The sequence below is a fragment of the Lactococcus sp. UBA7128 genome, from assembly GCF_002492185.1.
Lineage (GTDB): Bacteria > Bacillota > Bacilli > Lactobacillales > Streptococcaceae > Lactococcus > Lactococcus muris.
Genome location: NZ_DKXK01000040.1, coordinates 1 through 13,386, shown reverse-complemented (window position 1 = coordinate 13,386; position 13,386 = coordinate 1). Strand labels below are relative to the sequence as shown.

Below are 13,386 nucleotides of genomic sequence, written 5' to 3'. Positions count from 1 at the left end.
AATAATACAGGCGAGGCCCTACGCCTCCCTGTTTTTTTATAAAATATAATAATTAGGAGAATTATACAATGGCAGTAACAGCAGCTCAAGTTAAAGAATTGCGCGAAAAAACTGGTGCAGGTATCATGGATGCTAAACGTGCACTTGTTGAAACTGATGGAAATATGGAAGCAGCCGCTGAGCTTCTTCGTGAAAAAGGTATTGCTAAAGCTGAGAAAAAAGCTGACCGTATCGCCGCTGAAGGCTTGACAGGTATCGCCGTAAATGGTAATACTGCAGCACTTATCGAGTTGAACTCAGAAACAGACTTCGTTGCTAAAAACGAACAATTCGTTGCTATCGTAAAAGAAACAGCTGAACTTATTGCAGAGAAAAAACCTGCAACTAATGAAGAGGCTTTAGCTTTGACAACTGCAGAGGGCATCAGTCTTGAAGATTCTTATACACAAGCAACAGCGACAATTGGTGAAAAAATTTCATTCCGTCGTTTCCAACTTATCGAAAAAACAGATGAGCAAACATTTGGTGTTTACCAACACAACCAAGGGCGTATTGGTGTAGTCGCAGTTATTGAAGGTGGTGATGCAGAGCTTGCTAAGGCTGTTGCAATGCATATCGCTGCGATGAACCCAACTGTTCTTTCTTACAAAGAATTGGACGCTGAGTTTGTTCACGATGAGTTAGCTAAAATGAACCACAAAATCGATGAAGACAACGAAAGCCGCAAATTGGTTAACAAACCAATGCTTCCACATCTTGCATACGGTTCACGCAGCCAGTTGACTGAAGAGGTTCTTGCTAAGGCTGAAGCAGAAATGAAAGAAGAACTTTTGGCAGAAGGTAAGCCAGAAGCAATCTTAGGTAAAATCATTCCAGGTAAACTTGCAAAATACATTATCGACAACACTAAAGTTGACCAAGCCTACACGCTTCTTGGCCAACTCTACATCATGGATGACAGTAAAACTGTAGAAGCTTTCCTTGAATCTAAAGGTGCTAAAGTAGTAGCCTTTGTACGCTATGAAGTTGGCGAAGGTATCGAGAAGGCTGAAAATAATTTTGCAGCAGAAGTTGCGGAAGCAGCAGGACTTGCTTAATTTCTAAAAAGGAGGGGTGGCTTTAGAGGCTGCTCTTTTTTCTTCCTTCCATTGTTTGAGTAGGCTTTGACAAGCCAGTATTCTTATATTGCATGTATTCTAAAAAATGTAGAAAAGTGATGTAAAAACAAATATAATGTGCTATAATAAAGAGTGAAACTTTGTATTTAAAAATGAGTTTAAATAAAAAGATAAAATTACCTAAAGTTTTGGAGAGATAATGTCAAGTACAATAATTATTCTTTTGGGCGTTCTCGTAGTGATTGTCGTTGGATTCTATGTTTTTTCAATGGTAATGCGTAAGAAAACAGAAAATCGTATTCTTGAGTTGGAAGAACGTAAGGAATTACTTTTTGATTTACCCGTGCAAGAAGAATTAGATGCTGTCAAGAAAATGCATTTAGTTGGACAATCGCAAACAATTTTCCGCGAATGGAATCAAAAATGGATTGATTTATCGTCGGACTCATTTGCTGATTTGGAAAATCATATTTTTGAAGCTGAACAGTTGAATGATTCCTTCCATTTTTTCCGTGCGCGTGAGTCGGCAGATGATAGTGAAGCACAGATTGAGGTCATGGAATCAGAGGTTGAAGCGATTCGTGCAGGTGTGGCAGAGTTGGTTGAGCAGGAAAAACGTAATTCGACAAAAATCCAAGAATCTTTAGACTTATACGAAACATTACGCGATGAGATTACAGACAATCAAGAAAAGTACGGTACAGTTATTGATGAAATTAATCGTCATTTAGCAAATATCGAAACAGAGTTTTCACAGTTTGTTACGCTTAACTCCACTGGAGATCCGATTGAGGCGGCAGAAGTACTAGAAACTGCAGAAGAACACACCATTGCTTTACGTGCTATTACGGAAAAAATTCCGTCTCTTTTAGCTGTTGTAGACAAAGAATTACCAAAACAAATTGAAGATTTAGAAGAAACAATTCATAAATTTGAAGAAGAGGATTATGTACTTCCTCCAAGTGTCAATCTTGAGAATGAAAGACAGGCCGTTCAAAAGGATATAGAGGAAGCGAAAGCTCTTCTTGATAGCTTTGAACTTGAGGCGACTGAGGCACGTATCGCTTCAATCAATAATCGTATCAATGGTGTGTATGACATCTTTGAGCGTGAATATAAAGCGCGTCGCAGTGTTGAAAAGCGTGTCAATATCCTCAAAAGCTACATTGAGCACACGCGTGCAAATAATAAAGCGCTTTTGTTGGAGATTGATCATACTATGCAGTCCTACTTGCTCTCTGATAATGAAAAGGCTGCCGTACGTAGTTACTCAGAACACCTTGATATCCTTGAAGGAGAGGTTGATAGTGTGTTAGAGGCTGTAAAAGAAAAACAAAAGCCTTATTCAGCTTTGGGCAATAATGTAAATTCAATTATTGATGCTTTGGAAGACATTGAAAAGAATCAAATCAGCATCAGTGAGGGGCTTGCTAACTTACGTGAGCGAGAAAAAGTTGCCCAAGAAGCTGCGGATGACTTTGACTCAGAATTACGCATTATTAAACGTTATGTGGAAAAACGTAATCTTCCAGGTTTACCAAAAGATTATTTAGATCTCTTTTTCGCTACAAGTGAGCGTCTGGAGGCTCTGTTCAAAGAGTTAGGTAAAGTACGTATTAACATAGATGTTGTCAATCATCAACTTGATACATCTACTCAGGATATGGAAGCCCTGAAGGATGCAACAGACGACTTAGTCGATCATGCTGTTCTTGCAGAGCAGTTGATGCAATACGCCAACCGTTACAAGGCAAGTGATGAGCGTGTTTCTGGTGCTATTGCTCGCAGCTTGCAACTCTTTGATCGTGCCCGAAACTATGATGGTGCCTTCAATGAAATCTCGAACGCTTTAGAAATGGTTGAGCCTGGTGCGGTTGAACGTATCGCTAAGGTTTATCATAATCATAAAGAAAAACCAGACTATCGTTAGTGGTTTGATAAAAAACGTAACTATAGTTTGTTTAGCTATTTTTTGCCTTGTGGATTTTCGAAAAAAGCGGTATATGATGCGCTATTCATATAACTTCAAAGGCTTTAGAGTTGTTGACAGTACGGCAAACAGAATGATAAAATTGCGAGAAAATAACGATTTTCGCTGGGGACAATCCAAAAAATCTGTTTTTAGAAAGGCACAGATATGAAAAAGCTTTAGTATCAGTGGGGATTTTAGTTTCCACAGTTATTCTCATTGTTCCAAGTATTGGAGAGAATTTTTATAGGGATAAGTGTGATGAAATCTTATGAAACTGACCTTGGTAATGTGGTATAATGAGAAAGATAAATTAGAATGCGAGGAGGGGAAATGAGAGAGTACAAAATTAAAGGAACGAATTATAAAATCCGTTATAATGATTTTTCTGGCGAACTGACACCTATTATTTTTATACATGGTTTAGGATGTGCAGGTTCTTTTGATTACGTGGAAGTGGCCTCTATTCTAAAATCTAAACACCGAATAATTCTAATTGATTTATTGGGGGCAGGGTATAGTGACAAGCCACTATCTTTTAAATATACAGTTGCTTCACATGCCAAATATTTACAGGAATTCACTGAAGATCTTAACTTGGAAAAAATGATTGTGTTTGGGCATAGCTTAGGCGGAGCCATAGCGATAGAGTTGTGTAATTTGTTAAAAGATAGAGTTCAAACCCTAATACTTAGTGAAGCTAATTTAGATCCAAGCAGTCCAGATTCAGCAAGTTTTGAAATTGCTAATTTTGATGAAGATGATTTGGATAGTACTTTCGAAAGAAAGCTCACAGAGTATGAAAAGTTAGGAAATACAATGTGGGTAGCTACTTTAAGAAACTGGTTGCCAAAAGCTGCTTTTGAAATTTCTACCAATGCAGTTAGCGGCGGAAGAACATCGTGGAGAGAGCTTTTATACGACTTTGAATTTCCGAAATATTTTATTTTTGGGGAGAAATCATTGCCTGATGCGGATTTTGAAAAACTAAAAGAACACGGTGTGAAAATTGAAGTTGTTCCAAACGCCGGGCACTCAATGGCTTGGGAAAATCCTAATGGTTTTGCCCAAGTTATAAAAAGGTGCTTATAATATTCTATAATTAAATTGTTCTGAACAAGAGATGCTTGCAAAAGTAAGTATCTTTTTTATACTAATCTCTTAAAAGAGAGGATTTTAAGTGGTAGATAATCTAAAAGCTGAAGGTGCAGGAGTATTTCTCGATATCGTGAATGTTATCGGTCAAAGAACGGGTATTAGAATGGATGCGTTGGCGTGTGGCATATTAGCAAACAGCGCATCACTTCAGAAACTTAGATTTTCTGCAAGAGATTCAGCTAACTTCTTAGGCAATGTTGAGATACTTAGTGAATGAAAAGAAGACCAAGGCTACCATACATTAATTTAGGTTAAAGAAATAGTTTTATGACAGATATTTATTTTTAAATATCGAATCAAATTTATAAAATAAATAATTGCTGAATTCGAGTTTGTTTAGCAATTTTTACGTTGTATATTTTTTCAAGAACTAGCCCATGATCAGCAGTTATTTGATTTTGAAGATTGACCGTACAGAAGATGGGATAATAGAATGCTGCTGTGAGAAATGTATTATAAACATAGACAAATTTTTTTAGTTGAGGAGATATTAGTTTGGTATCAGTAATCTTATTTTTAATAATTATTTTTTCTGGGAAAATATTTGGTTTTCCTAAAAATAAAAGTTTAGATATAATAAAAGCTATAGCAATCGTATTTATAGAAACAATAATTGCATCAATCTTATTTTTGGGAATGAATTTACTTAATACATGGTCTGCCTTTAGTTCTGTCATGTTAGAAAGCCTAAATTCTCTGTTTGAAATTATACTTTTATTTGCAATTATCAATGGCTATATATTATATTGGATAAATAGGTGGGCTTTTAAAACATTTAACATTAGTAAAGAGATTCAAACTTTATGTGAGTATATTATTCAATGGTCTTTAATATATTGCACGATATATCAAATTTTGTTTGATGAAATAATAAAACCTTTTAGTGACAAGAATTCCTTTAAAGATGTGTTAAGTTTAGATGTAGTGGAACCGTCAGAATTATTATTTCTAGTTCTACCTGCTTTAATTTCAATATGGATATCAATTATAGCTTATAAGCATTTTAATGATGAATTATAAGGTGTTTTATCAAATATTTATTCTTGAATGAAGATAAAAGGGAACTTAGGAAGTTCAAAACTCCTAAGTTTTCTTGTTCTGGAGAGACTCTCACCTCCTTCACATTAGACAGAATTTTTTATTTTATGGTTCGTGCTATAGAGTACCGTAAGGTTTGCCGGGCTATATTGTACATGGAATATAAACAAAAACAGCGTAGGAAAATGTTATAATACAAAGTATGCACACTTTTTTTGCTTGAGAAGCAAGGAGAAAAATGTTTTGATAATCATCAAGGGAAATGGTGACAAGTAACTGTTACCAGTAATCCGAAAAGTCAAGTATCACAGTTAGAAGCTAAAAATAGGTTTTCGAAGAAGAGTGAGAAAAAGACAAAAGAAGGTGCAGCGGGTAAAAAAGAAATTTTATCAACAGTTCAAGATTTATTTGATGATGGCGAATTATAAGGGATTAAGAATTAAAGGTATCCTTTCTAATAGTAGAAATGAAAGTTCCTATTAAAGGGATAATAGAACGAGTGGGATGTCCATATGAAAAGAAGAAGCCACAAATTTATAGTCACGCAACTAAAAATATGCAAAGTAGTTTATTAAGTCAATTGAATGATTTTTTTAACTAACCAAAAAGTGAAGGAGATAGGAGAAACACACAGAAAGTTATTGATTTTTAAAACTTCTGAGTAATACTCTGATGTAGAAATATAAGGAGTTAGAGGTAAATGAAGGAGAATAAAAGCTTGAAATGTGTTAAAATAAGCCTATGAATGAAACTGAAAATATTATGGAAGAATTGCACTGTATTGGTTGCGGTGCACGGATTCAAACGGAAGATAAAAATGTCTTGGGTTTCTTGCCTGCAGGAGCGCTTGCAAAAAGAGGAGAAGATGATGCACTCTACTGCCAGCGCTGTTTCCGCCTTCGTCATTATAATGAAATCGCTGATGTAAGTTTGACAGACGATGATTTTTTACGTCTTTTGAGCGAAATAGGTGAGCACGATGCGTTAATTGTGAATGTTGTTGACATTTTTGATTTCAACGGTTCTCTAATCCCAAGCTTACATCGTTTTACCGGCAATAATGACCTTCTCTTGGTGGCAAACAAGAAAGATATTTTGCCACATTCCTTGAAAGTTGGTAAACTGAGCGCTTGGCTCAAAGAGCAAGCAAAGCGTGCGGGCCTTCGTCCCCTTGATGTTCTTGTAACCTCAGCTAAAAATCAAGATGATGTTAGAGAGCTCATGGAAAAAATTGAGAAGATGCGCAAGGGTCGTGATGTTTATGTGGTTGGTGTAACAAATGTGGGAAAATCTACATTAATCAACGCCATTATCAAGCTGGTCACAGGTGATGACAATGTGATTACAACCAGCCGTTTCCCAGGAACAACTTTGGATAAGATTGAAATTCCTCTTGATGATGAGAGCTTGTTGATTGATACACCGGGGATTATTCACCGTGGGCAAATGGCACATTATCTCGAAGCGAAAGACCTGAAACTCGTTTCGCCTAAAAAAGAAATCAAACCTAAAACTTACCAACTTAATGCAGGACAAACTCTATTTTTAGGGGGCCTTGCACGTTTTGACTATATACAAGGTGAAAAACAAGGTCTTACCGTTTTTTGTGATAATGAATTAGACATTCATCGTACAAAATTGGCAGGTGCTACTGAATTTTATGAAAAACATGCGGGGGGGTTACTTCAACCGCCACGTGCGAAAAATCTTTCAGACTTCCCCAAGCTCATCCGTAAAGAATTTTCTGTCAAAGAAAAATCAGATATTGTTTTCTCTGGTCTAGGATGGATTCGAGTTGCGGAACGTGGTGTTGTTGCAGCATGGGTACCAGAGGGTGTTGATGTGGTCCTACGTAAGGCATTGGTATAAGAATGATAGATTTAGAAGAAAAACAAGAGCGTGTTTTGTTGGCTGGAGTCGAAACTTTTGAAAACAGTGAAAATTTCGAAAGCTCAATGCTTGAACTTGCAGAATTGACCAAAACTGCAGGTGGGATTGTAGTTGACGCTTTTACGCAAAAGCGTGACAAATACGACACTAAATTTTTGATTGGAACTGGTAAGCTTGAGCAGATGCGTTGGGCGATTGAAGTTGGAGAAATAGACACGGTTATCTTCAATGACCGTTTGACACCTCGGCAAAATATCAATCTTGAAGAAGCTTTGGGGGTCAAAGTGATTGACCGAATGCAGCTGATTTTGGATATCTTTGCATTGCGGGCACGTTCGCATGAAGGGATGCTTCAGGTAGAACAAGCTCAATTGAGCTATTTATTGCCACGTTTGGTCGGCCAAGGTATTATGCTGAGTCGCCAAGGAGGAGGTATTGGTTCTAAAGGTCCTGGTGAAAGTAAACTCGAAACAGATCGTCGTTATATTCGTACACGTATCGAAAATATTGAAAAACAGCTCAAAAAGGTTGAAAAAACACGCGAAACCATTCGGAAAAAACGCAAAGAAAGTTCAATATTTAAAATAGGTCTGATTGGCTATACCAATGCCGGTAAATCAAGCATAATGAACGCTCTGACCGAAAAAACGCAATATGAAAAAGATGAGCTTTTCGCAACGTTGGATGCAACAACGAAACTGGTGAAAATAAAAGAGGATTTTACAGTCAGTCTTACAGATACCGTTGGTTTTATTCAAGATTTGCCGACGGAACTGATTAAAGCATTCAAGTCTACCTTGGAAGAGTCGACATATGTTGATTTATTGATTCATGTCATTGATGCCAGCAATCCCCATCATGAAGTCCATGAAAGAACAGTCCAAAAATTAATGGAAGAAATGGATATCCAAGGGATTCCTGTGTTAAATGTCTATAATAAGATGGATATGGCTAAGGATTTTGTGCCAACTTTGGCACCAGCTGTACAGCTTTCGATCAAGTCAGACGAAGGCGTCCAATGGTTACGCACAGCAATCTTAGAAAAATTGCATGAGCTCTTTGTCGCTTTTGAGTTGGACTTGCCTTATACAATGGCTTATAAACTACCTGAACTGAAAAAACTAGCCATGGTCAACGATGTTGTCGAGGGTGAAACAGCCTATAAAGTGAAGGGACTTATTGCACCTAACATGATGTGGAAGCTGGATAATTATTAGAAAAGAGAAATAAAATGGAATTAACTGGAAAACAAAAGCGTTACTTGCGAAGCCTCGCAGTAAATATTCGCCCCGTAGTTCAAATCGGAAAATCTGGATTATCGAACGAAATCCTCACAAGTATTCGCCACGCTGCAGATGCGCGTGAATTAATTAAAGTCAACATCTTGCAAAATTCGGATGAAACAGCGGAAGATGTTGCGGAGATGATTGATGAAATGGGCCTCAATGTTGTCCAAATCATTGGGCGTAACATTGTTGTTTTTAAAGTTAGTGATCGTAAAGAAAATCGTAAAATTTCGGAAGATGTAAAAAAGGTATAAGTTATGTCGCTTGAACTTCTAACCCCTTTTACCAAGGTGGAACTGCAAGAGGAACCCCCTCGTGTTCGCCGTGCCATCGGCCTTTTTTGGGGAAACTTCAATCCAGTGCATATCGCACATTTAACAATTGCTGATCAAGTACGCCAACAGCTTAATTTGGAGCAGGTCATTTTTTTGCCAGAGCATAATACAGAGGGGCATATTACTCGAATGCTTGAGCTTGCACTAGAGGGAAAAGAAGGGCTCAGACTTAACCAGTGTCGTTGCCAGTCAAAAGAAGGAATCTATGAAACGGTAAAGGAACTGAAGGAAGAGTATCCAGAGATAGACTTTTACTTTATTATCGGTGGTGACTTGATTGGTAGTTTATCCAGATGGAAAAACATTGAAAAGCTCTTGGAATTAGTACAACTTGTTGGTGTACGTCGTCCGCGCTTCCGTGTGGGAACGAGTTATCCCATTTTGTGGGTAGACGTGCCTGGTATGGACATATCTGGAAATATGGTACGAGAGCAGTTGAGCCGTGGAATTGTTCCCAACTTCTTGTTGTCACCAAAAGTTTTAGACTATATCAAGAAAGAAGGTCTCTATGTTTGAGTTTTATCCTGAAGTAAATCTGTCACGCGAGTCCTTACTTAAAAGGATAAAAGGGCAAATGTCTGAAAAACGTTTCAAACATATTTTGGGTGTAGAAAAAGCCGCGATTGCTCTTGCGGAAAAGTATGGTGTAAGTGTTCATAAAGCGAGTCTCGCTGCTCTTTTGCATGATTACGCGAAAGAGACAGAGGACCAAGTTTTTTTGGAATTGATTGACAAGTATAATTTAGATACGGATTTAAAAAATTGGGGCAACAATATCTGGCACGGTAGAGTGGGGATTTATAAAATACAAGAAGACTTGGAACTGAAAGATCCAGAAATCTTGCATGCCATAGAGGTTCATACTGTGGGAAGTCCCAATATGTCAAGCTTAGCTAAAGTGCTTTATGTTGCGGATTATATTGAAGAAGGCCGCGATTTCCCAGGTGTTATTGAAGCGCGAGCTATCGCAGATTGTTCTCTTAATATGGCAGTTGCCTTTGAGACGATGCGGCTTATCGATTATCTGGCAGAGCTTCGTGTTAAGATTTATCCTCAAAGTATCGAAACATATAACGCATTTATCAAATATCTTAAAGAATAATAAAATAGAAAATAGGAATAAAATGAATTCAAAACAATTACTCGAAACAGTTGTAAAAGCAGCCGATGATAAAAAAGCATTGGATATTGTAGCTCTTGATGTGGCTGCCGTATCAGGCGTTGCAGATTACTTCGTTGTCCTTGAAGCGATGAATACGCGCCAGATTGATGCGATTGTCGATAATGTCGCTGAAGAAGCGGACAAACTTGGTGTGCAAGCGGCAGGACATATTGAAGGTGATGCCCGTACAGGATGGGTTTTGGTTGACTTAGGTGACGTGATTGTCAATGTTTTTGACCATGACTCACGCTTGCGTTTTAACTTGGAAAAACTTTGGTCAGATGCACCACTTGTTGATATTAATGAATGGATTTCTGAATAAATGACAGCTTCTTATGAGGAATTTGCCCGGGTCTATGACTCTGTAATGGATGAAGAACTTTATGACCTATGGTTTGATTTTAGTCAAAGACATTTCCCAGCAAAAACCCAAAATATCATGGAACTGGCATGTGGTACAGGTATCCTGTCGATAAGATTTAGTCAAGCGGGTTACGAGGTAACTGGTGTTGATTTATCAGAGGAAATGCTGACTATTGCGGATAAACGCGCGCGTCAGCTGGGTGAACATATCATCTTTGTTACAGGAGACATGCGTGAATTGTCTGGGGAGGCAAAATTTGATGTGGTGACTTGCTATTCAGACTCGCTCTGCTACATGACAAATATCTCCGAAGTTCAACGTGTCTTTGATGGCGTTTATGAGTCTTTAAATGAAGAAGGTGTGTTTATCTTTGATGTCCATTCAACCTACCAGGTAGGTTCTGTTTTTCCGGGTTATTCTTATCACGAAAACGATGAAGATTTTGCTTTTCTTTGGGATTCTTTTGAGGGGGATTATCCCCATTCAGTCGTTCATGAATTGACTTTCTTTGTTAAAGATTCAGAGGGAAGATTTGTTCGTAAAGACGAAGTGCACCAAGAGAGAACTTATCCAATAAAGGAGTACTTGAAAGGATTGCAGCAATTTTCTAAAGTGGAAGTATATGCAGATTTTCAAGATGAAAAACCAGATGAAGAAAGTTTACGTTGGTTCTTTGTATGCAAAAAATAATAGGAATAGTTGCTGAGTTTAACCCTTTTCACAATGGGCATAAATATTTATTAGATCAGGCAGGTGATGGTATAAAAATCGTTGCCATGTCTGGAAATTTTATGCAGAGGGGCGAACCAGCTCTTTTTGATAAATGGACAAGAGCAGAAATGGCTCTAAAAAATGGTGCAGATATCGTGGTTGAGCTTCCTGTCATGGGAGCTGTTCAGGCTGCGGATTTTTTTGCACAGGCAGCAGTAGATATTCTGGATAAAATGGAGATTGATGAACTTGTTTTCGGCTCTGAGTCTGCCCTTGATTATCAGAAAATCGTGACTCTTTACAAAGAGAAGTCAACAGAGATGGAGAACTTCATTAAAAATTTACCTGATACGCTGAGTTATCCTGAAAAAACTCAGATGATGTGGCAGAAGTTTTCAGGTTTACAGTTTGATGGGAATACACCTAACCATGTCCTTGCCCTCGCTTATGCCAAGGCCAGTGCGGGTAAAAATATACAGCTCCACGCCGTTCGCCGCAGTAATGATTTTCACTCTAAAAATTTATCAGGTCAAATTGCTTCAGCAACAGCTATTCGAGCTAATATCGACCAGCAGAATATTTTTAATTTTGTTCCTGAGAATCTAAAACAGCTCTATCAGCAACCAAGGGTTACTTGGGATGATTATTTCACTCTGCTCAAATATAAGGTGATTTTCCAAGATTTAAGTGGCATTTTCCAAATGAACACAGAACTAGAAAACCGCATAAAAACTACCATCAAAAAAGCAAGGACTTTTGATGAATTGGTAGAAGCAGTGCATACGAAGCGATATACTAGAGCGCGTGTGAGAAGACTTTTAACCTATGTTTTATTGGATATTCCGCGTGATTTTCAGTTTCCTCAAAATATTCATGTGCTGGGGTTTACAACACAAGGACAAAAGCACTTAACTAAAGTTAAAGATAAGCTTGTAACGCGTATCGGCAAAGAAGCGTGGGATTCACTTACGCAAAAATCAGATGACATTTATCAATTAGGACATCGTGAGTTTAAAGAACAGAACCACGGGCGCAAACCATTGATTTTGTGATATAATATTTAAGAATAAATTGAGAATAGGAGGTGTCCCATGGGACGCAAATGGGCCAATATTGCCGCGAAAAAATCAGCTAAAGACGGAGCTACGTCAAAAGTTTATGCAAAATTTGGTGTTGAAATATATGTAGCCGCAAAGCAAGGAGAGCCAGATCCAGAATCAAATACAGCGCTCAAATTTGTTATTGAACGTGCTAAGCAAGCACAGGTTCCAAAGCATGTTATCGACAAAGCGATTGACAAAGCTAAAGGGGGATCAGAAGAGGCTTTCGTTTCAGGGCGTTATGAAGGGTTCGGTCCGAATGGCTCAATGATTATCTGTGAAACATTGACTTCAAATGTGAACCGTACAATTTCTAATATACGGACGATTTTCCATAAAAATGGTGGAAACATTGGAGCAGAAGGTTCAGTGAGTTATATGTTCGACAATACAGGTGTGATTGTTTTTGCTGGAGAAGATGCAGATGAATTTTTTGAATATTTGATGGAAAAAGATATTGATGTTCGTGATGTTTCTGCTGAAGAAGGTCAAATTATTGTTTATACGGAGCCGACAGATTTACATAAAGCAATCGCCGCCCTTAAAGAAAAAGGTATTACAGAATTTACAACAACTGAACTCGAAATGATTGCACAGAGTGAAGTTGAACTTTCAGGTGAGGATTTGGAAATCTTTGAAGGTCTAGTAGAGGCTTTGGAAGATGACGATGATGTACAGAAAGTTTACCACAATGTGGAAAATGTGTAACTGTGCTTATATATCAATGTTTATAGACATTGTTTCTGCGTGTTCTTTCCTAGAAGGGGCAGAAAGTTATTAAACTCAAGTGCTATATTTAATACAGCACTTGAGTTTTGGTAAAATAAGAGTATGAAAAAAAGAGCTTGTTAGTAGCAAGATCTATGTAGCCGTATTAAGAACGCTAAGCTAGTATTATAATTATTATAGGAATAACTGTTATTACTCTGCTAAAGTGAGACAGTTATTTTTTTATCGTTGATTTATAACGTCAGCGTTGCCAATGCAAGAGCAAACATTAAAGCTCAAATCTAGACAAATTCTTTCGTCTTTCTGTTTTTGTCAGGTATGCTCACTCAGGTATGCTCACGAAGTACTCATAAGCATCACCTTAAGTCGGGCTAGCGTCCTTTAACTTCGACAAAAATTATGATAGTATGACTTATTAAAATATACGGTAGGATAAAAAATTAGTTTTGAGGTCTGGTAACAGACCTCAATCCGAACGAAGGAAAAAATTTTCAGGAAATCTCCCACTAAATAGTTGACAAGTTTT

14 protein-coding genes are annotated in these 13,386 nt (G+C 37.6%); all 14 read left to right on the top strand.

The genetic code is table 11. From position 1 onward, the window contains the following. The first annotated feature begins 68 nt into the window (after positions 1-68). The 14 genes from tsf to B4H39_RS04840 all read left to right on the top strand — a co-directional run bounded on the left by tsf (position 69) and on the right by B4H39_RS04840 (position 12,839). Entirely contained in the window at positions 69-1,097 is a 1,029-nt protein-coding gene (tsf, locus tag B4H39_RS04905; RefSeq protein WP_251422103.1) for a translation elongation factor Ts, read from the top strand. A 220-nt stretch (positions 1,098-1,317) separates the two neighbouring features. Next, positions 1,318-3,048 carry a septation ring formation regulator EzrA gene (gene ezrA, locus B4H39_RS04900; protein WP_251422106.1) on the top strand — a complete coding sequence of 577 codons (1,731 nt, stop codon included), beginning with the start codon at positions 1,318-1,320 and terminating at the stop codon, positions 3,046-3,048. A gap of 372 nt (positions 3,049-3,420) precedes the next feature. Further along, positions 3,421-4,179: an alpha/beta fold hydrolase gene (locus B4H39_RS04895; RefSeq protein WP_251422109.1), complete on the top strand. Its 759-nt coding sequence runs from the start codon at positions 3,421-3,423 to the stop codon at positions 4,177-4,179. An 88-nt stretch (positions 4,180-4,267) separates the two neighbouring features. After that, a complete protein-coding gene (locus tag B4H39_RS04890) occupies positions 4,268-4,462 on the top strand; it encodes a hypothetical protein (protein ID WP_202231684.1) in 195 nt (64 codons plus the stop codon). A gap of 278 nt (positions 4,463-4,740) precedes the next feature. Continuing rightward, on the top strand, positions 4,741-5,265 hold the full coding sequence (locus tag B4H39_RS04885; protein ID WP_251422112.1) for an SA1002 family membrane protein: 525 nt from the start codon (positions 4,741-4,743) through the stop codon (positions 5,263-5,265). Between the two features lie 780 nt (positions 5,266-6,045). Further along, positions 6,046-7,152 carry a ribosome biogenesis GTPase YqeH gene (gene yqeH / locus B4H39_RS04880; RefSeq protein ID WP_202231526.1) on the top strand — a complete coding sequence of 369 codons (1,107 nt, stop codon included), beginning with the start codon at positions 6,046-6,048 and terminating at the stop codon, positions 7,150-7,152. 2 nt (positions 7,153-7,154) lie between these two features. Continuing rightward, positions 7,155-8,390 (top strand): GTPase HflX, encoded by a 1,236-nt coding sequence (gene hflX, locus B4H39_RS04875; protein WP_202231521.1) that lies wholly within the window; start codon positions 7,155-7,157, stop codon positions 8,388-8,390. A 14-nt stretch (positions 8,391-8,404) separates the two neighbouring features. Further along, on the top strand, positions 8,405-8,713 hold the full coding sequence (yhbY, locus tag B4H39_RS04870) for a ribosome assembly RNA-binding protein YhbY (protein WP_202231520.1): 309 nt from the start codon (positions 8,405-8,407) through the stop codon (positions 8,711-8,713). 3 nt (positions 8,714-8,716) lie between these two features. Then, positions 8,717-9,310 (top strand): nicotinate-nucleotide adenylyltransferase, encoded by a 594-nt coding sequence (locus B4H39_RS04865; protein ID WP_251422116.1) that lies wholly within the window; start codon positions 8,717-8,719, stop codon positions 9,308-9,310. Next, positions 9,303-9,896, top strand: a complete 594-nt coding sequence (gene yqeK, locus B4H39_RS04860; protein WP_202231518.1) for a bis(5'-nucleosyl)-tetraphosphatase (symmetrical) YqeK — start codon at positions 9,303-9,305, stop codon at positions 9,894-9,896. The genes B4H39_RS04865 and yqeK overlap by 8 nt, the downstream gene beginning before the upstream one ends. A gap of 22 nt (positions 9,897-9,918) precedes the next feature. Further along, the gene (gene rsfS, locus B4H39_RS04855) at positions 9,919-10,278 is read left to right on the top strand and encodes a ribosome silencing factor (protein ID WP_003133173.1); all 360 of its coding nucleotides are present in this window, start codon (positions 9,919-9,921) and stop codon (positions 10,276-10,278) included. Further along, positions 10,279-11,010, top strand: a complete 732-nt coding sequence (locus B4H39_RS04850) for a class I SAM-dependent DNA methyltransferase (protein WP_251422119.1) — start codon at positions 10,279-10,281, stop codon at positions 11,008-11,010. It begins immediately after the preceding gene. Continuing rightward, positions 10,998-12,083, top strand: coding sequence for a nucleotidyltransferase (locus tag B4H39_RS04845; protein ID WP_251422122.1), 1,086 nt, complete (start codon positions 10,998-11,000; stop codon positions 12,081-12,083). The genes B4H39_RS04850 and B4H39_RS04845 overlap by 13 nt, the downstream gene beginning before the upstream one ends. Before the next feature lie 39 nt (positions 12,084-12,122). Beyond that, on the top strand, positions 12,123-12,839 hold the full coding sequence (locus B4H39_RS04840; RefSeq protein WP_251422125.1) for a YebC/PmpR family DNA-binding transcriptional regulator: 717 nt from the start codon (positions 12,123-12,125) through the stop codon (positions 12,837-12,839). Positions 12,840-13,386 lie beyond the last annotated feature (547 nt).